23 protein-coding genes are annotated in these 25592 nt (G+C 57.4%); 17 read left to right on the top strand and 6 right to left on the bottom strand.

All coding sequences use genetic code 11. From position 1 onward, the window contains the following. Positions 1-5 precede the first annotated feature (5 nt). The 3 genes from polA (at position 6) to MHK09_RS00165 (ending at position 4029) form a co-directional block, all read left to right on the top strand. Positions 6-2654, top strand: a complete 2649-nt coding sequence (polA, locus tag MHK09_RS00175; protein ID WP_250412397.1) for a DNA polymerase I — start codon at positions 6-8, stop codon at positions 2652-2654. A 61-nt stretch (positions 2655-2715) separates the two neighbouring features. Further along, a complete protein-coding gene (locus tag MHK09_RS00170; protein ID WP_250412280.1) occupies positions 2716-3597 on the top strand; it encodes a DNA glycosylase AlkZ-like family protein in 882 nt (293 codons plus the stop codon). A 75-nt stretch (positions 3598-3672) separates the two neighbouring features. Further along, positions 3673-4029: a hypothetical protein gene (locus tag MHK09_RS00165; RefSeq protein WP_250412279.1), complete on the top strand. Its 357-nt coding sequence runs from the start codon at positions 3673-3675 to the stop codon at positions 4027-4029. Here the strand turns inward: MHK09_RS00165 and MHK09_RS00160 are convergent. Next, positions 3993-4463 carry an RDD family protein gene (locus MHK09_RS00160; protein WP_034668195.1) on the bottom strand — a complete coding sequence of 157 codons (471 nt, stop codon included), beginning with the start codon at positions 4461-4463 and terminating at the stop codon, positions 3993-3995. The genes MHK09_RS00165 and MHK09_RS00160 overlap by 37 nt on opposite strands. A 9-nt stretch (positions 4464-4472) precedes the next feature. Further along, entirely contained in the window at positions 4473-5204 is a 732-nt protein-coding gene (locus MHK09_RS00155) for a class I SAM-dependent methyltransferase (protein WP_250412278.1), read from the bottom strand. Positions 5205-5455: 251 nt separating this feature from the next. Here MHK09_RS00155 and rpsA point away from each other — a divergent pair, with 251 nt between their 5' ends. The 7 genes from rpsA (at position 5456) to MHK09_RS00120 (ending at position 13639) form a co-directional block, all read left to right on the top strand. Beyond that, a complete protein-coding gene (gene rpsA / locus MHK09_RS00150; protein WP_005323279.1) occupies positions 5456-6916 on the top strand; it encodes a 30S ribosomal protein S1 in 1461 nt (486 codons plus the stop codon). Between the two features lie 297 nt (positions 6917-7213). Beyond that, entirely contained in the window at positions 7214-9265 is a 2052-nt protein-coding gene (locus tag MHK09_RS00145) for a glucose PTS transporter subunit IIA (RefSeq protein WP_250412277.1), read from the top strand. 81 nt (positions 9266-9346) lie between these two features. After that, the gene (gene coaE / locus MHK09_RS00140; RefSeq protein WP_250412276.1) at positions 9347-9946 is read left to right on the top strand and encodes a dephospho-CoA kinase; all 600 of its coding nucleotides are present in this window, start codon (positions 9347-9349) and stop codon (positions 9944-9946) included. A gap of 90 nt (positions 9947-10036) precedes the next feature. Next, entirely contained in the window at positions 10037-10399 is a 363-nt protein-coding gene (locus MHK09_RS00135) for a DUF4259 domain-containing protein (RefSeq protein ID WP_005323276.1), read from the top strand. Between the two features lie 40 nt (positions 10400-10439). Beyond that, a complete protein-coding gene (uvrB, locus tag MHK09_RS00130; protein WP_250412274.1) occupies positions 10440-12533 on the top strand; it encodes an excinuclease ABC subunit UvrB in 2094 nt (697 codons plus the stop codon). A gap of 129 nt (positions 12534-12662) precedes the next feature. Beyond that, positions 12663-13115: a universal stress protein gene (locus MHK09_RS00125; RefSeq protein ID WP_005323274.1), complete on the top strand. Its 453-nt coding sequence runs from the start codon at positions 12663-12665 to the stop codon at positions 13113-13115. A gap of 83 nt (positions 13116-13198) precedes the next feature. Beyond that, the gene (locus tag MHK09_RS00120; protein ID WP_005323273.1) at positions 13199-13639 is read left to right on the top strand and encodes a universal stress protein; all 441 of its coding nucleotides are present in this window, start codon (positions 13199-13201) and stop codon (positions 13637-13639) included. Positions 13640-13706: 67 nt separating this feature from the next. Here the strand turns inward: MHK09_RS00120 and MHK09_RS00115 are convergent, their stop codons facing one another. The 4 genes from MHK09_RS00115 to MHK09_RS00100 all read right to left on the bottom strand — a co-directional run bounded on the left by MHK09_RS00115 (position 13707) and on the right by MHK09_RS00100 (position 18829). Next, positions 13707-14723, bottom strand: a complete 1017-nt coding sequence (locus MHK09_RS00115) for an App1 family protein phosphatidate phosphatase (RefSeq protein ID WP_250412272.1) — start codon at positions 14721-14723, stop codon at positions 13707-13709. Between the two features lie 20 nt (positions 14724-14743). Beyond that, on the bottom strand, positions 14744-16969 hold the full coding sequence (locus MHK09_RS00110) for a HelD family protein (RefSeq protein WP_250412271.1): 2226 nt from the start codon (positions 16967-16969) through the stop codon (positions 14744-14746). A gap of 163 nt (positions 16970-17132) precedes the next feature. Then, positions 17133-18149, bottom strand: coding sequence for a DoxX family protein (locus MHK09_RS00105; protein WP_005323270.1), 1017 nt, complete (start codon positions 18147-18149; stop codon positions 17133-17135). A 77-nt stretch (positions 18150-18226) separates the two neighbouring features. Further along, entirely contained in the window at positions 18227-18829 is a 603-nt protein-coding gene (locus tag MHK09_RS00100) for an MBL fold metallo-hydrolase (protein ID WP_005327847.1), read from the bottom strand. 65 nt (positions 18830-18894) lie between these two features. Between MHK09_RS00100 and uvrA the strand changes: the two genes are divergently transcribed. From uvrA to MHK09_RS00065, 7 genes are all read left to right on the top strand, one after another. Continuing rightward, complete coding sequence (uvrA, locus tag MHK09_RS00095; protein ID WP_250412270.1) at positions 18895-21735, top strand: excinuclease ABC subunit UvrA; 2841 nt, start codon at positions 18895-18897, stop codon at positions 21733-21735. 7 nt (positions 21736-21742) lie between these two features. Then, positions 21743-22591 carry a serine hydrolase gene (locus MHK09_RS00090; RefSeq protein WP_250412269.1) on the top strand — a complete coding sequence of 283 codons (849 nt, stop codon included), beginning with the start codon at positions 21743-21745 and terminating at the stop codon, positions 22589-22591. Between the two features lie 270 nt (positions 22592-22861). After that, entirely contained in the window at positions 22862-23383 is a 522-nt protein-coding gene (gene infC, locus MHK09_RS00085; RefSeq protein ID WP_080970442.1) for a translation initiation factor IF-3, read from the top strand. Between the two features lie 36 nt (positions 23384-23419). Further along, positions 23420-23614 carry a 50S ribosomal protein L35 gene (gene rpmI / locus MHK09_RS00080; RefSeq protein ID WP_005323265.1) on the top strand — a complete coding sequence of 65 codons (195 nt, stop codon included), beginning with the start codon at positions 23420-23422 and terminating at the stop codon, positions 23612-23614. 55 nt (positions 23615-23669) lie between these two features. Continuing rightward, the gene (rplT, locus tag MHK09_RS00075; protein ID WP_005323264.1) at positions 23670-24053 is read left to right on the top strand and encodes a 50S ribosomal protein L20; all 384 of its coding nucleotides are present in this window, start codon (positions 23670-23672) and stop codon (positions 24051-24053) included. Positions 24054-24205: 152 nt separating this feature from the next. Further along, entirely contained in the window at positions 24206-24658 is a 453-nt protein-coding gene (locus MHK09_RS00070; RefSeq protein WP_250412268.1) for a TM2 domain-containing protein, read from the top strand. A gap of 108 nt (positions 24659-24766) precedes the next feature. Continuing rightward, positions 24767-25570, top strand: a complete 804-nt coding sequence (locus MHK09_RS00065) for a TrmH family RNA methyltransferase (protein ID WP_200435245.1) — start codon at positions 24767-24769, stop codon at positions 25568-25570. The last annotated feature ends 22 nt before the right edge of the window (positions 25571-25592 follow it).

Genomic DNA, 25592 nt, shown 5'->3' with positions numbered 1-25592 from the left:
CTAGGATGGGGCAGGTGACTACTAATCAGCCTCGACTTCTGCTCATTGACGGCCACTCCATGGCATTTCGCGCCTTCTATGCCCTGCCGGTGGATAATTTCTCCACCTCAGGAGGTCAGCACACTAATGCCGTGTATGGCTTCTTATCGATGCTCTCTAATATCGTGGCGGAAGAGGCCCCCGACGCCATTGCGGTGGCATTCGACGTGGGGCGCAAGACCTTCCGCACTGAGATGTTCCCGGACTATAAGGCCCAGCGCGAGGCTGCACCGGAGGAATTCAAGGGTCAGGTAGACCTCATTCGCGAGGTGCTCGAGGTACTAGGAATTACCACCCTGTCTCGGGAGAACTTCGAGGCCGATGACATCCTGGCCACTCTCGCAACCGAAGCGCAGGACTATGAGACTCTCATCGTCACCGGTGACCGTGACTACCTCCAGTTGGTCAATGAGTCCACGACGGTGCTCTATCCCATGAAGGGCGTATCCACGCTCCACCGCTTCACTCCCTCCGCAGTAGAGGAAAAGTACGGTCTCACCCCCGCGCAATACCCAGACTTTGCCGCGCTGCGCGGCGATCCTTCCGATAACTTGCCGGGCATCCCCAAGGTGGGCGAGAAGACGGCCACCAAGTGGATAGTCAAGTATGGAGACTTGGCATCCTTGGTAGAGCACGCCGAGGAAATTAAGGGCGTGGTAGGCAATAACTTCCGCGAGCGCATCGAGCAGGTGCAGATGAACCGCAAGCTCACCCAGATGATTACGGACATGGACCTAGAGGTCGGTCCAAATGACTTGGCCTTTAAGGAAGCCAAGGTCGCCGACGTCGCCGCCAAGTTCGATGACCTTGAGTTCGGTACCAACCTGCGCGATCGCGTACTCGCCGCCATTCCCAATGATGGTGCTGAGGCAGCAGAGCAGGCAGAGCAAGTCCAAGAGCTAGAGACGGTCATCGATGACGAGCCGCTGTCCCAGTGGTTGCCCGGCCGCGAGCACGTTGCGGTGTATGTCCAAGGCGAGGGAAACCCGGGACAAGGTGATGCTTCTGCGATAGCCTTCGTGGACCAGGAACGCCACGGCCTGCAAGTGGAGCTGGGCGACCTTTCTGCCGAGGACGATAAGGCCCTGGCTCAGTGGTTAGCATCTGATACGCCGAAGTACTTTCACGAGGCAAAGGCGGCCTTCCATATGCTCGCCGGCCGCGGTATTGAGCTTGCCGGCATCGCCCACGACACGGCCCTTGCTGCCTACCTGCTTCGCCCAGGTCAGCGCACTTACGCGCTTGCCGACGTCTACCAGCGCCACCTCCAAAAGACCCTCAGCGCCGCCACGGAGCAGCTTTCCCTTTTGGATAATTCCTCCCTGGTTGACCAGGCTGCGGCAATTATGGAGCTGGCAGAACGGCTCACTGCGGAGCTACAGGAGATTGATTCCTTCGAGCTCTATACCGACCTCGAGTTGCCGCTGGTAACCATCCTGGCGCGCATGGAGGCCACCGGAATCGCCGTCGACGTTGACATTCTCGAAACGCAAAAGGATGCCTTTGTAGAGCAGGTCGCCGAACAAGAGCGCGCCGCCCGCGAGCTTGCTGGCGATGACAAGCTCAACCTCAACTCGCCGAAGCAGCTGCAAACCGTGCTCTTTGAGACCTTCGAGTTGCCCAAGACTAAGAAGACGAAGACGGGTTACTCCACCGCGGCCAAGGAGATTGAACAGCTCGCGGCTAAGAACCCTCATCCCTTCCTGGATCACCTTTTGGCACACCGCGAGTACCAGAAGATGAAGACCACCCTGGAAGGCCTTATCAAAACCGTGCAGCCTGACGGCCGCATTCACACCACGTTTAACCAAACCGTGGCCTCTACCGGCCGCTTGTCATCCACCGAACCCAACCTGCAAAACATCCCTGTGCGTACGGAGGCCGGCCGCCAGATCCGGTCTGCCTTCATTGTGGGCACCGGCTTTGACGAACTCATGACTGCGGACTACTCGCAGATTGAGATGCGCGTGATGGCGCACTTGTCCGCCGATCCAGGCCTCATCGAGGCCTACAAAGAAGGCGAAGACCTACACAACTATGTTGGCTCCCGAGTCTTTGACGTTCCCGTTGACCAGGTGACACCCGAGCTGCGCCGCCGAGTCAAGGCCATGTCTTATGGGTTGGTCTACGGGCTGTCTGCCTTTGGTCTATCCCAGCAATTGGGCATTCCGGCAGGGGAAGCAAAGTCCATTATGGAAAGCTACTTCGAGCGCTTTGGTGGCGTGAAGAAGTACCTCGATGAAGTCGTGGTCCAAGCCCGCAAGGATGGTTACACGGCAACGCTCTTCGGCCGTCGCCGCTACTTGCCAGAGCTAAACTCCGATAACCGCCTAGCACGCGAGAACGCGGAGCGCGCTGCGCTTAATGCACCGATTCAGGGCACTGCCGCTGACATTATTAAGGTGGCGATGATTCGCGTGGACCGCGCACTGCAAGGGATGAAGTCCCGCGTGCTGCTGCAGGTGCACGATGAATTGGTGGTCGAAGTCGCCCCCGGTGAGGCGGACAAGGTTCGAGAGATTCTCGAGCGCGAGATGGACTCTGCCATCGAGTTGAACGTGCCGCTGGAGGTCTCCGCCGGAGCCGGCAAGGATTGGGATGCCGCAGCCCACTAGCTCGGTTATATTCTCCCGCCGGGAAAAGGCGCGCTTGAGGCTCGCCTCGCAAGGCCTAACCATGAGGCGGTGGGAGAGCGCTGAGGAGACAGCCCGCGCCTTCGGCGTCATGCAAGGCCAAGACTTGCATTCGGTGCGCCGGTCACTGGCCTTGCGGGCGAAAGACCATTCAGATGCTGGAAACATTGTGCGTGGGTATCCCATGCGCAGTACGCTTTTCGCGGCTTCTATCAAGGACATAGGCTGGATAACCGAACTCTGCGCGAAGGGGCGCAAGGGTGATACCGAGCTGCGAGCAGGGGTAACCAAGCTCATTGAGAATCCGCTTTCGCGCGCCGAGCTCAAGGAGCGGGCTGCAACAGCGTTGCCCGACGTACCCTTTTGGCATGTTGTGCGTGTAGCAATGGAAAGCGGTCACGCCGTCTATTCCGGAGCCGATCAGCTCATCACACCGGTGGATCTGCCGGGGCTAGAGGAGACCTTCAACGGCGATAAAGTCGCGGCGACCGCGGAGCTGATGACTCGGTACTTCCGAACGCACGGTCCCGCAACATTGCACGACTTTGCCTGGTGGGCAAAGCTCCCACAAAGACTGATACGGCCCGCAGCCGAAAACCTCGCGCCGGACATCATGCGCTGCGGCGAAGTTTCCCAGGACCTTGTGTCGGCTGAGATAGTGGAAATGGCCGAAGCGCGAAAGAAGCAATCGGTATTGCTGCTGGGAGCATTTGACGAGTACATCTTGGGTTATCAAGACCGTCTTTTTGCGATGACAAACGAAGTCCACGAAGTACTGGTACCGGGAAATCGTGGAGTATTTCGCCGCGCCATCGTGGTGGACGGCCAGGTCCGCGGAACGTGGAATAAGCAAACCATCGAGGACTTGGGCATGCCCGGCTATGCAATGCGGAAAGTTCAAAAGTTGTGGCGGGATGCGCACTAAGTTTTTAGGTAGCCTTTTCTGTGCGGAAAAAGTTATGAGTGTAAGTCGAAAAGCTAAGAAGGGAATTGCCGAGCCGTGGCGTTAGAAGAGAAGACGAATAGGTGGACCCTCCGCGTCTTTGAAAGCCTTTGGGCCATTCAAGTAACCTTTCCTGCCACCGAGATTGCTGACCTCGGGCTTGAACGGTTTCTTGCAGAACAAAAGGCCTATGCCATCGGGTACGGAATTATTGCGGTGGCGTATTTTGGGGGTGCCATGGCTAACGCCCGTTTGGCACCTAACCCTAAGGTCAGGAGGCTAACGGCCGCCGCGGTGATGGTCGTAGCGACCGCGCTAGCATTCCTCTTCCCATCGTCGTGGATGTTCGCGGCACTGGTTGTCTTCGCGCTGTTGTACTACTTATTACCTCGAAAAGAAGGCGTGTCCATCTGAGATCGGCGCTCGACTAAGCAATTTGCGAGCATGTCGAACGGTGTTTGACCGAAGGCGAGGACACTCACGCTTAGGACGCCGAGTAGCAACGGCACAATAAACGGCACTCCCGTCAGTGTGAGCATAGAAAGTAACAGCCAGGAATTGCGCAAGCAGGCAGCGCGCCATCCGGGGTGGGTGGCGACGATCTCCAGCTTGAGTGACCATTTTCCTAGCGAAGTTGTCTTCGTGGCCTCGGCCCATACGCGGTAGGCGTAGAAGACTAGGGCGAGGGCCACAGCGTTGTAAATTTCCAGGGCTTGGCCGGTTAAGGGGGCGTCGGCAAGTGCATTGATTGCCCAGCGCACCACAACGATAACGGCCGCTGCCAGGAAGGCGTCGATCCACCATGCGAGGCCGCGGCGTAGGAGTAGGCCAATTCGATCCAGAAACATGCCCATAGGTTAGCGGCAATTCCGGCAGACGAAAATAATCGTGCCGGGGAAGATTTCGCCGCGCTCCGGCGACCATTGGCCCCATGTAGTGGTGAGCCCCCTAGGCCATTCGGGCTCGATAATGTCATCGATTAGGAACGGACCTTTGCCCTGTAATGCCCGAAACCAGTCGGCGATGGTGCGGTGGAACTCCGCATAGGTGAGGTTGCCCTCGCGGTCTTGCTCCAGGTAAGCGCGATCGAAATAGCTGATATCGGCCGTCAGATCGGTGGGATCATCAGGGAATATCCAGCGCATGGGGTGATTAGCCGAGAGAACGAACCGACCGCCAGGTTTGAGGACACGCGAGACTTCACTTAGGGCTAAATCAAGGTTGGCAAGAAAAGGGAAGGCGCCGAACGCCGAAAAGGCTACGTCGAAAGAGCCCGTGGCGTAGGGGAGTGACAGTGCATCGGCCTGGGCTAAGGGGAGTCCGGGTGCAGCGTGGTTGAGCATGCCGCGGGAAATATCGAAGCCGGTGGCGAAGTGCGCGCGCGACTGCAGCCATTGGGTACACGGGGCGGAGCCGCAGCCAATTTCGAGTACGGAGGAAGCCGAGACGTCGCCTAGCAAGTGTGCTTGGTCTTCGTGGAGCATTTCTGGGCACCAGTAAAAGGAAGAAAGGTAGTCGGAGTGCTCGGCGTGGTAATTGGCGGCGTCGCTATCCCAGTAGGCCTGGTTTGCGTGCGAGGGGGAAGTCACGGTGGGAGAAATTCCTTTGCGAAATAGTTGGTCCGTGTATTTGCCCTTTAAGCTGGACAGATGTAGTGTTGGACGGGCGTGTCTATGCCACGGGTTGTTCTGAGCCCCTGTAGGAAGGCTTTAAGCAATCACGAGGCGGGATCGAATATTCCTCTTTTTAGCTGCATTTGCGCAGCTTAGCAAGCTTTTTTCGAGAGACGCGCAGTTGTCCAATTTCGATTTCCTACATTTATTCGGAGCATTTTTTCAATATGCCATCTTCTAACACCCCGCAGGTTGCGATTAACGATATCGGAACCGCAGAGGACTTCCTCGCAGCTGTAGACGCCACCATCAAGTACTTCAACGATGGTGACATTGTCGAGGGTACCGTCGTCAAGGTTGACCACGACGAGGTACTGCTGGACATCGGATACAAGACCGAAGGCGTTATCCCTTCCCGCGAGCTGTCCATCAAGCACGACGTCAACCCGGACGAGGTTGTTGAGGTCGGCGATGAGGTTGACGCACTTGTTCTCACCAAGGAGGACAAGGAAGGTCGCCTGATCCTGTCCAAGAAGCGTGCACAGTACGAGCGTGCATGGGGCGCCATCGAGGAGCTGCAGGCCAAGGAAGAGCCTGTTACCGGTACCGTTATCGAGGTTGTCAAGGGCGGCCTCATCCTGGATATCGGCCTGCGTGGCTTCCTGCCTGCATCTCTGGTTGAGATGCGTCGCGTCCGTGACCTGGAGCCGTACATCGGCCAGGAGCTGGAAGCAAAGATCATCGAGCTGGACAAGCAGCGCAACAATGTTGTCCTGTCCCGCCGTGCATACCTCGAGCAGACCCAGTCCGAGGTTCGCTCCGAGTTCCTGCACCAGCTGCAGAAGGGCCAGGTCCGCAAGGGCGTTGTTTCCTCCATCGTCAACTTCGGCGCCTTCGTCGATCTCGGCGGTGTCGACGGCCTGGTTCACGTTTCTGAGCTGTCCTGGAAGCACATCGACCACCCATCTGAGGTTGTTACCGTTGGTGACGAGGTAACCGTTGAGGTTCTGGACGTCGATCTGGACCGCGAGCGCGTTTCCCTGTCCCTGAAGGCTACCCAGGAAGATCCGTGGCGCGTATTCGCCCGCACCCACGCTGTGGGCCAGATCGTTCCGGGCAAGGTCACCAAGCTCGTTCCGTTCGGCGCCTTCGTTCGCGTCGAGGAGGGCATCGAGGGCCTGGTTCACATCTCCGAGCTGGCTCAGCGCCACGTCGAGGTTCCGGACCAGGTTGTCACCGTTGGCCAGGAGGTTATGGTCAAGGTCATCGACATCGATCTCGAGCGTCGTCGTATCTCCCTGTCCGTTAAGCAGGCGGACGAGGACTACACCGAAGAGTTCGATCCGTCCAAGTACGGCATGGCTGACTCCTACGACGAGCAGGGCAACTACGTCTTCCCTGAGGGCTTCGACCCTGAGACCAACGAGTGGAAGGAAGGCTTCGACGAGCAGCGTCAGGCTTGGGAGGCACGCTACGCAGAGTCCGAGCGTCGCTTCAACCTGCACACCGCTCAGATCGAGCGCAACCGCGCCGCAGCCGCTGAGGCTGCTGAGTCTACAGAGTCCTCCAACTACTCCTCTGATTCCTCCGATGCAGCTCCGGCATCCGAGACTCAGGCAGAGGTTGGCGGCTCCCTGGCTTCCGACGAGCAGCTCGCTGCACTGCGCGACAAGCTCGCTGGCAACTAAAGCTTCCGCTTAGTTTCCGCTAAGCCTTAGGGCTTGGCTCACGGCCGCGCCCACTTCATCACCTAGATGGGGTGGGGGCGGCTTTTGTGACCTTTTAGACAGTTTGTGCAATCGTTTGCCGGGATGTTTATTGCCTTTAGGTGGTTGACCAGCGGACAAGCAGTGGCAAGTAGAAAAACTCCCTGGCAAGTCCACAAAACGGGCTTTTGTTCATGTGGGAATCCTCTTATACTCAAACCTGACGTTATAGCCAGTGCAGTACTGGTTATAAGTGGTATTTAAACTGAGGAGTAAGAAGTGGCATCTATCAAGGACACTTCCACCCACATCGTTGAAAGTATCGGCGGCGCCGACAACATCACGTCGCTGACGCACTGCGCGACGCGCTTGCGCTTCCAACTTGCCGATGCGGGGAAAGTTGACCAAGAAAAGCTCGACAGTGACCCAGCGGTGCTTGGTACCGTGCCCCAGGGCGCTCACGGCTACCAGGTAGTCATGGGCGGCGGCGTCGCTGACTATTACAACGAGATCATCAAGCAACCCGGTGTGGATGCTTCCAGCGACAAAGAGGCGTCCTCCAAGAAGGAGTACGACGGTGTCCGCGGGAAGTATGACTGGGTAGATTACTGCTTCGAGTTCCTTTCTGATACTTTCCGTCCCGTCCTGTGGGCATTGCTGGGCGCCTCGCTCATCATCATGCTTCTCATTCTGGCGGACACTGCGCACATCCAGGATTTCCGCGCACCACTGGAGGAGCAACCAGAGGGCTTCCGGCTGGCTCATGCCATGTTCCAGTCGGTCTTCTATTTCTTGCCCGTAATGGTCGGTGCGACCGCGGCGCAGAAGCTGGGTGCGAATATGTGGGTCTCCGCAGCTATTCCCGCGGCACTTTTGACCCCCGAATTCATGTCGCTGGGTGAGCAAGGCGATACCGTCAACGTATTTGGCCTGCCGCTGGTCATCAATTCCTACGGCTCCCAGGTATTCCCGCCCATTTTGGCCGCAATCGGCCTGTACTGGGTGGAAAAGGGACTAAAGAAGATCATCCCGAGTGCAGTTCATATGGTCTTCGTGCCGTTCTTCTCCTTGCTCATCATGATTCCGGCAACGGCCTTCCTGCTCGGCCCGTTCGGCATTGGTGTAGGCAATGGCATTTCCTGGGTCCTGTACCAAATCAATGATTTCTCGCCGTTCATCCTGGCTATCGTCATTCCGCTGCTGTACCCATTCCTCGTTCCGATGGGCCTGCACTGGCCGCTGAATGTCATCATGATTCAGAACATCGCAACCTACGGCTACGACTTCATTCAGGGCCCGATGGGCGCATGGAACTTCGCCTGCTTCGGCGTCGTTGGCGCAGTCATGGTTATCTCGTTCAGGGAAAAGAACAATGCCATGCGCCAGGTTTCTATCGGTGCCTTCGCAGCGGGCATCCTCGGTGGCGTGTCGGAGCCCTCCCTCTACGGCATCTTGTTGCGCTTCCGCCGCAGTTACTACCGGTTGCTGCCAGGTTGTGCGGTAGGCGGCGCAATCATCGGTATCTTCGATGTTCGCGCTGAGGCCTTCGTCTTTACCTCTGCGTTGACCACTGGCGCTATGGCGCCGCAGCTGGGCTACGTCCTTGGTATCACGGCTGCATTCCTTACCTCTTTCTTCCTGACCCTGTTCTTCGGCTACCGCACAGCAGAAGAAAAGCAGGCAGACTTGGAGCGCATCGCCCGCGAACAGGGCGAATCTGTGGATGACGTAGCTGCTCGTTCGGAGTTTAAGTCCACCAAGGCCGACAAGGGAGAGTCCCCGAATGCGGGGGGCGCCGTTGCTGCCAGCGCTGCGGGCGCTGCTGCTACTGGTGTTGCCGCCAAGCAGGCTGGCAAGGAGGACATCGTGTTGGATTCCCCTCTAGAGGGCGAGGCAGTTGACCTTTCGGAAGTCCCGGATCCTATCTTCGCAGGCGCAAAGTTAGGGCCTGGCATGGCAGTCCAGCCAACTGGCAATACCGTCTATGCGCCTGCCGACGGCAAGGTGCTCACCGTTCAGAAGTCCGGCCATGCGGTAGGCCTAAGCCTCGACAATGGCGTGCAACTGCTTATCCACGTGGGTCTCGATACTGTGGAATTGGGCGGCGAAGGCTTCGACGTGCACGTGGAAAAGAAGCAACGCATTTCCGCGGGCGATAAGTTGATTAGCTTTGACCCGGAATTCATCCGTTCCAAGGGCTATAACCTGATTACTCCGGTCGTAGTTACCAACGCCACCAAGTTCGGCGCGGTCTCCGGTGAAGCCGGCCCGGTTACCCCGAGTGATGATTTGCTCCGCATTCCCCCGAAGCCAGAGGAAGCAGCGGAATAAACAAACGCTGACACCTATAGCGACAGAGGAACCCCGCATCAACGCGTATGGCGGGGTTCCTTTTCGCGTAGGGTGGCTGCCATGAAACTCATTGGCCTTACAGGTGGTATTGGCAGTGGCAAGTCAACAGTTGCAACGCTCTGCCGTGAACGGGGGTGGCGCGTGGTAGACGCCGATGGCATTGCCCGCGACGTCGTAAAGCCGGGTCGGCCGGCGCTAGCGGAGCTGGCAGCAGCATTTGGAGAAGATATTTTGCTGGCGGACGGCAGTCTCAACCGCAAGGAATTGGCTCGGCGAGCCTTTGCGGACAAGGAACACACCGAGCTGTTGAACTCCATTACCCATCCACGCATCCAAGAGGAAACTCAGCGCCAATTTGCGGCGGCACGTGAAGAAGGGCATGACTTTGCCGTTTACGATATGCCGCTTTTGGTGGATAACGGTTTAGACAAAGACATGGACGTCGTCATCGTGGTCGACGTGGCCGTAGAAGAGCGCGTCCGCCGCCTCGTAGCTTCACGCGGGCTGGAAGAGGACGATGCGCGCCGTCGCATTGCAGCGCAGGTACCTGATGAGGTGCGATTGGCCGCAGCCACGCACGTGATCGACAACAATGGCACGTTGGAGCAGCTGCGGGCGCGAGCGGCCGAGGTCATGAACCGCATAGAAGCGGAGTCCTAGCCGCGGGGTCACCCAAACTTTAACCGTTGGGTGATTAGAGTTTACGCAGTTTCGAAGTTGTGTTAACTTTCGCGTCTTAAGCTACTCGCCGTGGGAACGTGGGATACTGGGCCTTTTGACAATCACGCGGCGCGAGAACTGCTCGCTAGCTTGCGTGATGGCTCGTTCGATCTCAAGGCCTTTCAGAAGTCATGCGCCGAAGAGCCCATGGACTCCGATGACGCGGAAACCATGATCGCACTGGGCGCCTTATTGAAGCTGAAAGCTGATGCGCTGCCGGAAGGAATCCACCGCGAGGATCTTGCGCCCCTGTACACGCCGCAGTCTAAAGCGTGGCTGCGCCGCCGCATTAATAGTGCGATGCGACCAGAGACGTCTTCTGTTTATGCGCTGTGGGAGACTACCGGCGAGCTGGAAGAGTGGCTGCGCACCGCGCAGGACTCCTTGCCGTGAACATAGCTAGCCGCACCGTATAAGCAGTAGAGTAGTGGGCATGGCTTTTGCTGCTGAACATCCTCTTATTCCAAATTCCGAGCACCGCGTCGTCAGCGAGGTCGAGCGAACCCCAGGTGTGTTTCAGGTTGTCTCTGAATACGAGCCGGCCGGAGACCAGCCAGCTGCTATTGCAGAGCTCAATGAACGCCTCAACCGCGATGAGCGCGATGTAGTACTCATGGGTGCTACCGGTACAGGTAAGTCCGCCACCGCTGCGTGGTTGATCGAAAAACAGCAACGGCCCACGCTGGTAATGGCACCAAATAAGACTCTGGCAGCGCAGCTAGCGAACGAGCTACGTCAACTCTTGCCGCATAACGCGGTGGAGTACTTCGTCTCTTATTATGACTACTACCAGCCAGAGGCATATATCGCGCAGACGGATACCTATATTGAAAAGGATTCGTCCATCAACGAGGACGTAGAGCGCCTGCGCCACTCGGCCACCTCGGCGCTGCTGTCCCGCCGGGACGTGGTGGTTGTGTCCTCCGTATCGTGCATTTACGGCTTGGGTACCCCGCAGTCCTATTTGGATCGCTCAGTCATTATTTCCGTGGACGAGGAGCTGGATCGTGACCGCTTCCTCCGTTTGCTGGTGGATATCCAATACGAACGCAACGATGTGGGATTTACCCGCGGTACATTCCGCGCCAAGGGCGACACAGTCGATATCATTCCGGCTTATGAGGAGCGCGCAGTGCGCATTGAATTCTTTGGCGATGATATCGATTCCCTCTACTACATTCACCCCGTCACTGGCGATGTCATCGAGGAAGTAGACGAGGTGCGCATCTTCCCCGCGACTCACTACGTGGCAGGACCCGAACGCATGGAAAAAGCTGTGGCTGCCATCAAGGAGGAATTGGCCGAGCGCCTGGAAGATCTGGAAAACCGCGGCAAGTTGCTGGAGGCACAACGACTTCGCATGCGCACCGAATACGATCTAGAAATGATCGAGCAGGTAGGTTTTTGCTCCGGCATCGAGAATTACTCCCGCCACGTCGATGGCCGTCCGGCTGGCTCCGCACCGGCAACGCTACTGGATTACTTCCCCGAGGATTTTCTCACCATTATTGACGAGTCCCACGTCACGGTCCCACAGATCGGCGGCATGTTCGAGGGCGATATGTCCCGCAAGCGAAACCTGGTGGAATTCGGTTTCCGGCTGCCCTCCGCAGTGGATAACCGCCCGCTGACCTTTGATGAGTTTGAACAGCGTGTGGGACAAACCGTCTACATGTCCGCTACCCCTGGCGACTTTGAACTAACGTCCTCGGACGGTGAGTACGTGGAGCAGGTTATTCGCCCGACTGGTCTGGTGGATCCGAAGGTTACCGTCAAACCCACTAAGGGCCAGATTGATGACCTTATTGATGAGGTACGCACCCGCATTTCTCAGCAAGAGCGAGTACTGGTGACCACGCTGACTAAGCGCATGGCAGAAGACCTCACCGATTACCTGCTGGAGCAGGGGATTAAGGTGCGCTACTTGCACTCGGATATCGATACCTTGCAGCGCGTCGAGCTTTTGCGGCAATTGCGCCTAGGCGAGTTTGATGTGCTGGTGGGCATTAACCTCCTGCGTGAGGGACTTGACCTCCCCGAGGTATCGCTCGTTGCCATCTTGGATGCGGACAAGGAAGGTTTCTTGCGCTCTACCACCTCGCTTATCCAGACCATCGGCCGTGCTGCCCGTAACGTCTCTGGCGAGGTGATTATGTATGCCGATAAAATCACCGATTCGATGCAAGAGGCAATCGAGGAGACGGAGCGACGCCGCGAAAAGCAGATAGCTTATAACAAGGAACACGGCATTGACCCCCAGCCTTTGCGGAAGAAGATTGCCGATATCCTTGACCAGGTCTATGAAGACGGAGGGGAAGAGGAGGCCAACTCCGACCCCTCTGCAGTGGTGGAGAAGCGGGATATTTCCAGCATGGCTACCGATGAGGTGCAGGCGCTTATCGACGATCTCTCGGCCCAAATGGGTGCCGCCGCGCGCGAGCTCAAATTTGAACTGGCTGGTCGTCTGCGCGATGAGATTGCTGATCTAAAGAAGGAATTGCGTGGATTGAAGGAAGCGGGAATTTAGTTTTCTCCCCCTGAAAGTGATGATTGGCTCCGTGGGTACTTTTCTAAAGGGCTGCGCTAGTTATACTGGATAAGTGCCAGAAGCGCCGTTTAGTTGTCACTGTGAAATAGTTCAACTGCAAGGAGAATAATGCTTACTTATAAAAACATTGCCGTCGGCACCGATGGCTCTGAAACCTCCCTGCGCGCGGTCCGCGCTGCGGCGTCCATGGCACGGGCGTACGACGCTAAGCTGATTATTATCTCAGCTTTTTATAACCACGCTGGATCCATGCTTGGTGCTCCGAGGGGCGACGAAGCCGGTCTGCCCGTTGTAAGTGAGGACATGGCCGGTACCTACCTGACCAATGCCACCCGTATCGCTGAGTCAGAGGGTGCGGAACACATTGAAATCGTAGGGAAATCTGGAGACCCAGTAAAAGCCTTGTTGGAAGTAGGTCAGGACTATGACGTGGACCTGTTCGTGGTGGGAAACCGCGGCGTGAATTCCGTTCGTGGTCGAGTCTTTGGTTCTGTCCCAACGGAACTAACCCACAAGTCAAAGGTAGACGTCGTCGTAGTTAATACCAGCGAGAAACGTTAATCTTTTTTCGTTGTTACACTGGCAGTAATGCCTCTGTAGGCTAAATAAACACTCCGGGTACACACCCACAAAGAAAGGTCATCATGAGCGACTACAACTCGATCGTTGTCGGTACTGACGGTTCTAAGTCTTCTCTCCTCGCTGTAGAGCGAGCAGCTAAGATCGCCGCCGCATTCGATTCCAATCTGATTATTGGTTGTGCTTACTACGAAAACCAGGAGCAGGCTTCCAAGACCCTGCGCCAGGATTCCGTAACCATTTTGGGCGATGAGAAGGCGGAGGCAAACCTCAAGGATGCTAAGGCACACGCTGAGAAGTTCGGCGCTTCCAAGGTCGAAACCGCTGTTCGCCCGGGCACCCCAGTGCAGGCCCTGATGTCCATCGTCAACGACAACGATGCTGACCTGCTTATCGTGGGCAACCGCGGCATCAACTCCCTGACCGGTCGCCTGCTGGGCTCCGTGCCGGCAGACGTTGCTCGCCAGTCCGACTGCGATGTAATGATCGTTCACACCGTCAGCTAAATGCGGTGATTAAAACCCGCCTTGGTCTCGCTGGAAGGCCAAGGCGGGTTTCGTCGTTAAGCGCTGCCTACTCTGCAGGATGCGCAGCGTTGAATGCGGCGGCAATGGCGTTGCCGTTCGCGCCCTGAATCAAGGGAATAGAGAAGTGGCCCTCCTCATTGGCATCGGCCAAAGGGCTCAGGGAGCCGTGGGAGAGCAACTGCTCCTGCGGGCTCAGATTGCGGATGAGCACAGAGTGTATCCGGTCCGGATGCTCATTAGCCACATCGCCGTACGTTAATGGATCATGTTGTCCGTCATCGCCAATGAGAATCCATTGCATATCCGGGTAGGCAATGAGCAGATTGCGCAGTTGAACACGCTTGTGCTCCTGCCCGCTGCGGAAAAGTCCCGTTTCCGTTGGGCCCCAGTCCGTCAGCAGCATGGGACCCGCGGGGAAACCATGGTGGGACAGGAATTTCTTGAGCGAGCCAAAGGTATTCCAAGCGCCCGTAGATAGATAAAACACTGGGGCTTGGGGGAAGCGTTGCTGTAGCTGAGCATAGAATTCAGCCATTCCGGGAACGGCCTGTCGCTTGCTAGGGCGCTTGGCCCAGGAATTCCACGCCGCGGTGAGCGCACGCGGCAGCCACGTGACAAGCACCGTGTCATCGATATCGCTAACAATGCCGATCTTGGCCGCCGGATCAACGATAAGTAGTTGGACTTCCACAGCCTTCGCATTTGCGGCCTTGATTGTTGCCGTATGCCACCCGGGCTCTAGTTCGTGGTCATGGACTAGTAAGTCAATGTATCCGTTGCGATCGGTGGTGCCGGTGACAGTCTTTTCCCCAATAGTTACCGAAACGTCGTGGTGTCCTACTTGAATGGTAAGAAACTGCTGGTAGCCGCGCTCACCCCACGTATCCCTCTTGCCTTCATCAGGATCATGCATGAGTACGCGGCCGAAGACTCTCACCTGATCGGTGGTGCCATAGCCTGTATATCCCACAATCAGGGGCTGCCATCCACGCCGTTGGGAGCGCTTCAAAGTAATGGAGTTAAGTGAGCTTTCAGCTTTGCGCATGATGTCAGATAAGGCCATGGCATAAAGCTTACGGGAGCCTAAAGAACTTCGCCGCAGTCACCAACGAGCGTGAGGGATTGAGTGGCACGAGTGATGCAGACATAGAGGTTCTGCAATCCCTGTGGGGAGGCATCCACGATGCGCTGCGGATCGAGCACGACCACGTGGTCAAACTCGAGGCCCTTGTAGCGCTCCGCCGTGCCGGCGTCAATAACCGCTGTGAGCCTGCCGTCCTCTTCGCTGTGTACTCCAGGGACGTAGTTGCCCTGCTCAAGCCGGCGCACCTGCACTCCATCACGGATGGCTGTCGCCGGGATGGCATCAGGGTTAATCATTTCCAACAGGCCATTGGCCAATTCCGTAATGGGCTGCGGGGTGCGATAGTTGACGGTTAAGAAGTGGTGACGGAAGCGCTGCGCCACAAACGGCTCCAAAGCTTCGCCCCAGTCATCAACACCTGCCGGGGAACCAGTCTGGGAGGTATCACCCACCAAAGTCATCCACCTCGAAGGGCAGCGGCGGAAGAGCATTCGCCACTCCATAGGCGTTAATTCCTGGGCTTCGTCCACGATGATGTGACCATAAGCCCACGTATGATCTTCGCGGGCGCGTTGGGCAGTGGTGCGCTTATCGCGTACCTCCTGGCGGTGCGCCAGGGTTTCGGCGTCGATGACATCGTGGGCAGAGAGGATTTCTGCTTCAAACATGTCATCGTCATTATCTGTGGACTCGGAGGAGGACAAAATATCCAATGCGTCTTCCGCATCCGCCACTTGCTCGCGCCACGCGGCGTCATCGGCTGCCTTCTTTTCTTCAGGGTTGGGTAGGCCGATGAGGACGGCAAGCTCGTCTAGCAAGGCCGCATCCGAATCCGTCCATGCTCGCCCCTCTGCGCGGTAGAGGGCTTCTTGGGTTTCCTCGTCATACCCGTGGGCGGCGGAAGCGATACGCTCGCGTGAGGAGACTAGAGCAGCAAGTACATCGGTGGGGTGTAGTTCGGGCCAAAATTCATCGATCAAGGCTGTAACGGCCGCGTCCTCAGCAAGGTCATCGTGGAATTGATCAATATCGGCGCGGGAAAGAAGATTCTTTCCGCCAAGCGGATCGGCACCTACCTTTTCTGCCATTTGCTGGGCTAGGTCCTCTACGAGGTGCTCAATGAAGGCACCACGCGCTTCATTGTGTGGCTTGCGCGAGCGGCGTGCACGTGTGCGGGCGCTTTTCACCATCCTTGGCGTGACGCTTAAGGTAAGGCCGTCGACTGCTAGCTCACGGGGGGCGTCGGGAAGCAGCTGGTAGTCCTTGACCGCGGTGGAGAGGATTTCCACCATGGCGTCGCTGCCCTTGATTTCCCGAGCCACGAGGTCTTCTTTGTGTTCCGGTTCGATTCCAGGGAAGAGTCCGCCGATGGTGGAGAGCACCACGCCGGTCTCGCCCAGTTCTGGGAGCACGCGCGAAATATAGTCCAAGAAGCTGCTATTGGGGCCAACGATGAGTACACCGGTGGTAGAAAGCAGCTCGCGGTGGGTATAGAGCAGATAGGCAACGCGGTGCAGCGCAACTGCGGTCTTGCCGGTGCCGGGGCCGCCTTCTACCACCATTACGCCGCGGGTGTTATCGCGGATAATCTCGTCCTGCTCCCGCTGAATGGTCTCCACAATGGAAGCCATGTGACCCGTGCGGGCTCGCTGCATAGCGTGGTAGAGAGCGGATTCGCTCGCTACGCCGGCCTCTTCTTCACGCACGCCGGGGCCGGAGAGGACCTCATCATGAATGCCCGTGACGGTGCGCCCCTTGGTGCGGATTTGGCGGCGGGTGTGCACGCCTTCTGGCTGGGCGGTGGTAGCGAGATAGAAGGGCCGTGCCATGGGGGCACGCCAGTCAAGCAGTAGCGTGCGATAGTCATCTTCACGCGCATCGAGTCCCATGCGGCCGATGTAGCGGCGATCTAGGCCTTCCGGGGTGGGATTGTCACCTGGGGCATCGATGTCGATGCGGCCAAAGACCAAACCCATCTGTGCCACATTGAGACGATCCAGCTTGGCTTGGAGCCCGTGGTATTCCGTTTCGCGGCGCACCAAGGCATCCGCGTCCGGGGTGGAGGGATCTACGTCCGCCTGCACCTCATTGAGCCGTTCATTTGCCGCGGCCACCTCATCGTCGAGGCGGGAGAAAAGGCCGTCCACATAATCTTGCTCCGTTGCGATGGCTTCGCGCTCCGAGGAACCTGCGGCCGCCGCGTGCTTATTGGATGCTGAGTTCACGTGACTCCTTGGTGTTTGGACGTTGATGGGGTGGAAGGTACCGGGCACGCTGTCCGGCGAGGGGGAGAGATGAGTTTAGACCCTGCTGTGACAAAGAACAACGGCCCAGCATAAGGCTGGGCCGTTGAGTCATCGCCGAGATGCTCGGCTGAAGAAGATGTGGCTACTTAGAGCGCTTTTCCAGCTTCTTGATAGCTGCCTCGATCTTCTTATTTGCCTCCTGCTGCAGCTTGTCAGCGTGCTTGGAAGCCTTCTTGTTTGCGCGCTTGGACTTGGCGCCATCCAGCTTGGCGACGGCCTTGTCGGCACGTGCCTGAGCCTTGGTAGCTGCCTTCACAGCACGGGTACGGGCGATGTCGCGATTAGCCTGTGCGGTCTCGAGCCAGTCACCCTTATTGTCTTCAACGTAAGTCTTGGCGTTGTCGACCGAGTCCTCGATGAAGGACTTGGCGTTGCCCAGCAAGCCGCGGCCAGACTCCTGCCAATCGTCCTTGTTGTCCTCTACGTAGGTCTTCGCATCGTCAACATAGGACTTGGCGGTATCCAGCAGACCGCGGCCGGTGGACTGCCAGTCATCCTTGTTGTCGTCTACATAAGCCTGTGCCTTGGCAGAGGTCTCGTTGATCCAGTCGCCGGCCTTGGAAGACAGCTCGTTAGCACGGGCAGAGAGCTCTTCGCGTTTCTGCTCGGATTCAGATTTAGTAGGCAGCGCCTGCTGAATCTTCTTATTCGTGCGCTTGCCGGCCTTCTGTGCGCGCCAACGCAGGGAAGGCTTGCCCTCGGTGTCCTGGGTAGCGATAAATAGGGCGCCGAGCAAAGCGGTGTTGGTAACGAATCCGTTGCGGCGGGATTCCTTGTCTTCCTTGTTGTCTGCTGCCCAGAAGTTATTCTTGCCAATCAGGTTAGGCAGGGTTGCGGCGGCCAGTACCGCAGCGGAAGTGCGCGGTGCCTTGCCCAGAGCCAAGGTGGAGCCGGCGCCTACCTTAGCGCCGCCAATGGCGCGGGTAACTAGTTCTGGGTCATTGGGGATGTAGCCCTGGTACTCAGAAGGAACGGCCTTGCGCACGGTCTTGAGGAAACCCTCGGTCTCCTTGACATGCTCGGACGCGTTGCGCAGGTTGTCTACGCCTTCCCATACAAATACGGATGCCAGCATGGGGCGGGCAAGCTTGCGAATCATAGTCCTTAAAGCTCCTTAGCTCGTTGTTCTAGACCTATCGTGTGCTAGACCATTGTACGCGGAAAACCGCCTTTGGATCACCAGCGGCGTTCCCACCAGTCACCAAGCTTGGGTCGCTCCTCGCCCAAGGTCGTGGACTTGCCGTGTCCCGGGCGCACGATCGTATTGTCGGGGAACTCATCAAAGATGCGCGCGGTGACGTCCTTATATAGACGGACGAAGTCTCCCTCAGAGGTAGTCTTGCCCAGGCCACCGGGGAAGAGGGAATCGCCTACGAAGAGATTGGTGACGCCATCGATGCTTGCAACTAGGGCTGCACCGCCGGGGGTGTGGCCGCGCAAGATGATGACTGGCAGCTGAAGACCCGCGAACTCGATGGAATCGCCCTTGCGCAGCTCCACGTCTACCTCAGCCGGGATGGCGGGGGAATCAAGGAAGGAGGCGTAGTGAGTAGCACCCGTTTCGGACAAAATCTCCTCGAGTGCGCGCACGTGGTCCCAGTGGCGGTGGGTCGTGAGCACCGCGGTAATTTTCACTCCGGCCTTGCGGGCCATGTCGAGGATTGCGGGCGCGTCATCGGCGGCGTCGACAAGCAAGCCCTCTTCGCCCGCCTGAAGGAGGTAGCAGTTATTGTCCATCTCGGACACGGAAATCTGATGTAGCTGAAGCTCGTTAGTCATGTGTCCCAGCCTACGGGTACATTCGAGGGAAGATTGCAATCCCTAGTACTGGAGGTCTGAGCACAGTGGCTGATCGTTTGGTGGTGCGCGGTGCCCGCGAGCACAACCTCAAGGGCGTGGATATCGATATCCCCCGCGATAAAATGGTTGTTTTTACCGGCCTATCCGGCTCCGGTAAATCTTCGCTGGCCTTTGACACCATCTTCGCTGAAGGCCAGCGCCGCTACGTGGAATCCTTGAGTTCTTATGCCCGCATGTTTTTAGGGCAGATGGATAAGCCCAACGTGGAATTTATTGATGGCCTGTCACCCGCGGTGTCCATTGATCAAAAATCCACCAACCATAATCCACGCTCCACGGTGGGCACGATCACGGAGATCTACGACTACCTGCGCTTGCTATTTTCCCGTGCTGGTACGCCGCACTGCCCAAAGTGCGATGCGGTAATTGAGCGCCAAACGCCGCAGCAGATCGTGGATGCGGTGCTGGAACTAGAAGAAAAGCTGAAGTTCCAGGTGCTTGCACCGGTAGTGCGCAAGCGCAAGGGCGAGTTTGTGGATCTTTTTCAGGATCTTTCGGCGCAGGGTTATTCCCGCGTGCGAGTGGATGGAGAGACCCATCAGCTCAGTGATCCTCCCAAGCTAAAGAAGCAGATCAAGCACAATATTGAGGTAGTGGTTGACCGCCTGCAGGTGAAGGCCTCGCAGAAGCAACGCTTAACGGATTCGGTGGAAACGGCTCTGCGTTTGGCCGATGGCCTGGTCACCATCGAGTTCGTAGATAGGGAAGAGCTCACCCACACGTACTCGGAAAAGGCCGCCTGTCCCAATGGCCACACCTTGACCATTGAAGAGTATGAGCCCCGTGCCTTTTCCTTTAATGCTCCGTTTGGTTCTTGCCCGGTGTGTGATGGTTTGGGTACCAAGCTGGAAGTCGATGTTGACCTACTTATCCCAGACCCAGATGCCCCGGCGGTTGAGGCGATTCAGCCGTGGCACTCCTCTCCCAACTCCCGCTACTTTGTCAAGCTAGTGGAGGGCCTGGGCAAGGCAATGGGCTTTGACCCTAAGACGCCAGTGAGCGAATTGACCAAGGAGCAGCGCCACGCGCTCATCTATGGCACGGACGAGGAGGTGCAGGTTCGATACAAGAACCGCTACGGGCGCCAGCGCAATTGGACCGCGCCGTTTGAGGGTGCGACTGGCTTCATTCACCGCAAGTTGGAAACGACCGATTCGCAGTCCCAAAAGGATCGCCTGCTGCAATACACCCGCCGCGTGCCGTGCAGCACCTGTAAGGGCACGCGCCTGAAGCCGGAGATCCTGGCCGTCCGCTTGGCTTCTACTACTCACGGTGAGCAGTCCATTGCGGGGCTGTGTGCGCTTTCGATTGAAGATGCCTCTGAATTCCTGGACTCTTTGGTGCTGGGGCACCGCGAGGAAATCATTGCCGGTGCGGTACTCAAGGAAACCCAGGCTCGGTTGCGCTTCCTTCTGGACGTCGGTCTGAATTACCTGACCCTGGATCGCGGCGCATCCACGCTTTCGGGCGGCGAGGCGCAGCGCATTCGCCTAGCCACGCAGATTGGTTCCGGTTTGGCCGGCGTTCTGTACGTGCTCGATGAGCCTTCCATTGGTTTGCACCAACGCGATAACCAGCGCCTTATTAAGACCCTGCAGCGTTTGCGCGATATTGGCAATACCCTCATTGTGGTCGAGCATGATGAAGACACCATTCGGGAGTCCGATTGGCTTGTCGATGTGGGCCCGCGCGCCGGTGAATATGGCGGCGAGGTGGTCTACCAAGGCGAACCGGCGGGAATTGAAAAGGTAGAGGAGTCCCTGACTGGCCAGTACCTTTCTGGCAAGAAGGTGCTCGCTGTCCCGGATCACCGCCGCGAGATCGACAAGGGCCGCACCCTGAAAGTGGTGGGTGCACGCGAGAATAACCTGAAGGGCATTAACGTCGAAATCCCGCTGGGAGTGTTGGCATGCATTACCGGCGTTTCCGGCTCTGGTAAATCCACCGTGGTTAATGAGATTTTGGCCAAGACCTTGGCCAATAAGCTCAACCGCGCCCGCCAGGTGCCCGGCCGCGCCAAGCGCGTCGAGGGCGTGGAGCACCTGGATAAGCTGGTCCAGGTTGACCAGAGCCCGATTGGCCGTACACCGCGTTCCAACCCGGCGACCTACACGGGCGTCTTTGACAAGATCCGTAACCTTTTTGCCGAAACCCAGGAGGCCAAGGTTCGCGGCTACAAGGCCGGCCGCTTCTCCTTCAATGTCAAGGGTGGGCGCTGCGAGGCATGCCAAGGCGATGGCACCATCAAGATCGAGATGAACTTCCTGCCGGACGTGTATGTTCCGTGTGAGGTGTGTGAGGGCGCTCGCTATAACCGCGAGACCTTGGAGGTGCACTACAAGGGCAAGAACATCGCCGAGGTGCTCGACATGCCCATTTCTGAGGCAGCGGACTTCTTCGAGCCCATCAACTCGATTCACCGCTACCTTGCCACGCTTGTCGACGTCGGCTTGGGCTACGTCCGTCTCGGACAAGCCGCTACCACGCTGTCTGGCGGTGAGGCCCAACGCGTTAAGCTCGCCTCGGAACTGCAAAAGCGCACCAACGGTAGGACCATCTACATCTTGGACGAGCCGACCACTGGTCTGCACTTTGAAGACATCCGCAAGCTGATGTTGGTCATCCAGGGCCTTGTAGACAAGGGAAATTCGGTGCTCGTCATCGAGCACAACCTCGATGTCATCAAGGCTGCGGACTGGATCGTGGATATGGGACCGGAAGGCGGTGCCGGCGGTGGCACCGTAGTCGCGCAGGGCACCCCGGAAGATGTCGCGCAGGTGGAGGGCTCCTATACCGGTAGCTACCTAAAGGACATGTTGAAGTAGGGACACTGTGAATAGTTACCGCCTCGGCGCCAGCCTGTTGGCAGCGCTCGCTCTGTTTACGGTGAGCGCTTGCTCTGGTGATCCTGAGTCCGAGAACGTCTCAGCACCCGCGACGTCCTCTCCAGCGCCCGACCCAGACTTAGTGCGCACTAAGCTTGATCGTGCAGTAGACAAGACCGCAAAGAAGTACCACGCCAAGGTTGGGGTTGCTATTTCGGCCGGCGATGACACCATTGCTGTGGGCGATAAGGGCAAGGGCCCTGTCTGGTCCACGGTAAAGGTGCCAATCGCCATCGCGGCGCTGAAAGACGGCGCGGATAGAAGCCTGGTTGACTTGGCAATCAAGGAATCCGATAACGATGCCGCCTACGCCCTATGGTCCCAGGTGAAATGGCGCGAAGGCTCCGCCGATAAGGCAGTAGAGGAATTGCTCGAAGACTATGGATCACACGCGGATATCCATGACACCGCTTTTGGTTACTCCACGTGGTCATTGAAAGACCAAGCAGTCTTCGGTGCTGAATTGCCTTGCATTGAGGAGGCGGACTACGTCCACAAGGTGCTCAAAGACATTGTGTCCTGGCAGAAAATTGGCCTGTCGAAAGAGAAGCGAACCCGCGCTAAAAGTGGCTGGGGCTTGGACGAGGACGACAATGAGTACACCTACCGCCAATTTGGTGTTCATGAGGTGGCCGGAAAGCGCGTCGGCGTCGCGTTATCTGTGGTTACAGATGGCGAGGACTATGCCAAAGCCGAGCCAGCGGTAAACTATCTCGCCCATGAGTTAGTGGACATCGTTGATAGAGGGGTAGAGAAGGGCAATATCAAACCAGCTGCCCAATGCAAGGACAGCTAGGCGAGTTGCGATTTGGTGGAAAGGGTAGAAGCTGCTATCCTCAAAGCCACTACCGCCCATGACGCCTTTTCGAGGTGCGTGGGTCGCAAGCGGAGTCTCTCCCACCCGATGCCGCGAAAATGTTTCGTAGGATAAAGGTAAAGGTAACCAAGCACTTGTGCTTGGCACTGTGAGAACTCCCGGCTGTCTTTGGCAGACCGGGTTTGATTCGTTTGTGGTCCCGGTAGGTGAACTACTTACTCATACACCCCCTAATCGAGGAGAACCACAATCAGCGCTGAAGCTCGCATCAATGAGCGTATCCGAGTACCCGAGGTCCGTTTGGTGGGCCCCGGTGGTGAACAGGTGGGCATCGTCCGTACCGATGATGCTCGCAAGCTTGCATACGAGGCTGACCTTGACTTGGTTGAGGTAGCCCCGAAGGCAAAGCCCCCAGTGGCCAAGATCATGGACTACGGCAAGTTCAAGTACGAGCAGGCTCAGAAGGCTCGCGAAGCCCGTAAGAACCAGCAGCAGACCGTGGTTAAGGAACAGAAGTTCCGCCCGAAGATCGATGATCACGATTATGAGACCAAGAAGGGTAACGTAGTTCGCTTCCTCGAGAAGGGATCCAAGGTCAAGGTGACCATCATGTTCCGTGGTCGTGAGCAATCGCGTCCGGAGCTGGGTTTCCGCCTCTTGGAGCGTTTGGCTGATGACGTCGCTGAAGTTGGCGTTGTTGAGTCCCGCCCCAAGCAGGATGGTCGCAATATGACCATGGTCTTGGGTCCGGTTCGCAAGGGCAAGAAGTAGACCAGATTCCACGTAGGATTTAAGGACTTAATACTCATGAAGCAGAAGACCCACAAGGGCACCGCAAAGCGTATCAAGGTGACCGGTTCCGGCAAGCTGCGCCGTGAGCAGGCTGGCCGCCGCCACCTGCTGGAGGGCAAGCCGTCCAAGCGTACCCGCCGTCTGAAGGGCACCGAGGCAGTCGCACAGCCTGACACCAAGCGCGTCAAGCGCCTGCTCGGCCGCGCATAATAGCGCCGAATCAACCCACATCCGCCATCACAATTTGAATTAAGGAAGTATCACTGTGGCACGAGTAAAGCGCTCAGTTAACGCAAAGAAGAAGCGTCGCGCGATTCTGAAGTCCGCTAAGGGCTACCGCGGCCAGCGTTCCCGCCTGTACCGTAAGGCGAAGGAGCAGTGGCTGCACTCCATGACTTACGCTTACCGCGATCGTCGCGCTCGTAAGTCTGAGTTCCGTAAGCTGTGGATCCAGCGCATCAACGCTGCTGCCCGCATGAACGACATCACCTACAACCGTCTCATCCACGGCCTGCGCCTGGCTGAGATCGAGGTTGACCGCAAGATTCTGGCTGAGCTTGCTGTCAATGACTTCGAGGCATTCTCCGCACTGTGCGAGGCTGCTAAGGCTGCTCTGCCTGAGGACGTCAACGCTCCTAAGGCTGCCTAGTTACTAGGGACACAACGCCCGTTTCTCCGGTTTATGTGCCGGGCGAAGCGGGCTTTGTTCGTTTTATACTCTATCTGTCTAATGAGCTCGGTCTCGCATGCTACATTGAGTCCAGACCACGAGTGACCCCGAGACCGAGGAGCAGATTCCCTGTGACAAACCCAAATGGTGGCTACCAACCAGAAAGCGGCGAGTATTCTGGCCACTCCTATGACAACAACCAGGGCCAGCAGTACAACCCCTACAACCAGCAAGCCGGTTACCAGCCGCAGTACAACCAAGGCTATGCACCACAACCGAATATGGGTTCCTATCCAGTGCAGCAGCAGTATGTGGCGCAAGGACAGCAAAAGTCTTGGATCGCGACTTTGCTTCTGTGCTTCTTCTTGGGCTCCTTCGGCGCACATAACTTCTATACCGGCCGCACGACCTTCGGTGTAGCGCAGCTGGTGCTTAATATCTTGGGCTGGGCTACTTTCTGGTTCTTGCTCGGGTTCGCGTTTTGGGCCATCGTCGGAATCTGGGTTTTCATTGAGTTCATTATGATCATCGCCGGCGCCGGTGATTACGACAAGGACGCCCGCGGCGTGCCACCAGCTAAGTAGCACTCAACATTGTGATCCTGTTGCCATACCGGCAACAGGATTTTTTGTTTTGCATACGCAGCTGGGTCTGAGTCTGGGGCTAGGCAACTAGTAGGTAGGGTAGGAGCCATGAATTTGGATTTTGACTCTGCCTTTACTGAACGCACCCCGCGCATTGTTAATGCAGCCAAGCTGCACCGTGCGGCTAACCGGAAGAAGGCGAAGCAATTCCTGATTGAGGGAGAAAACGCCGTCGATGCCGCGGTGTCTACAGGCGCGGCTGTCGATGTTTTCGTCACTGAAAAGGCCGCAGAACGCTTCGGTGACATTATTACCGCCTGTGGATACATGGGGGTGTACGTCCATCCCATTACCGATAAGGCGGCTAAGCATTTATCTGATACCGCCACCACCACGGGGCTTTTCGCGCTATGCAAGCCAGTGCTGTGGTCCGCGGGCAAAATCCTTAACGGCAAGCCGAGTTTGGTCTCTGTTCCCGTGCTCACTTCGGAGCCGGGCAATGCAGGCACGTTGATTAGGACTTCCGACGCCATGGGCGCAGATGGAGTAATTTTTGCGGGCGAGACGGTCGATCCCCTCAGCTGCAAGGTAGCGCGCGCTTCGGCTGGCTCGCTGTTTCATGTCCCGGTAGCGCGGGATCCCAATATCAAAGACGTCTTGGGGCAGCTGCGTAAGTCGGGCATGCAGGTTGTGGCCACGGCCGCCGATGGCGAGGTAGACCTTGCCGAGGCAGATTTATCTCAGCCAACGGCGTGGCTTTTTGGCAACGAGGCCCACGGGTTGGGCGAGCTACTGGAAGAAGCCGATATGCGGGTGCGTATTCCGCTGCGTGGGCGAGCAGAGTCACTCAACCTGGCAACAGCCGCCAGCATTTGTCTTTATGAGTCAGCAAAAGCCCAAGAGCACAGCTAAGCAGATCCCCGAATGAAAAGGG

The sequence above is a fragment of the Corynebacterium tuberculostearicum genome (genome assembly GCF_022347235.1).
GTDB lineage: Bacteria > Actinomycetota > Actinomycetes > Mycobacteriales > Mycobacteriaceae > Corynebacterium > Corynebacterium tuberculostearicum_F.
Note: the sequence above shows the minus strand (reverse complement) of the source record. Positions and strands in the feature narration are given on the sequence as shown.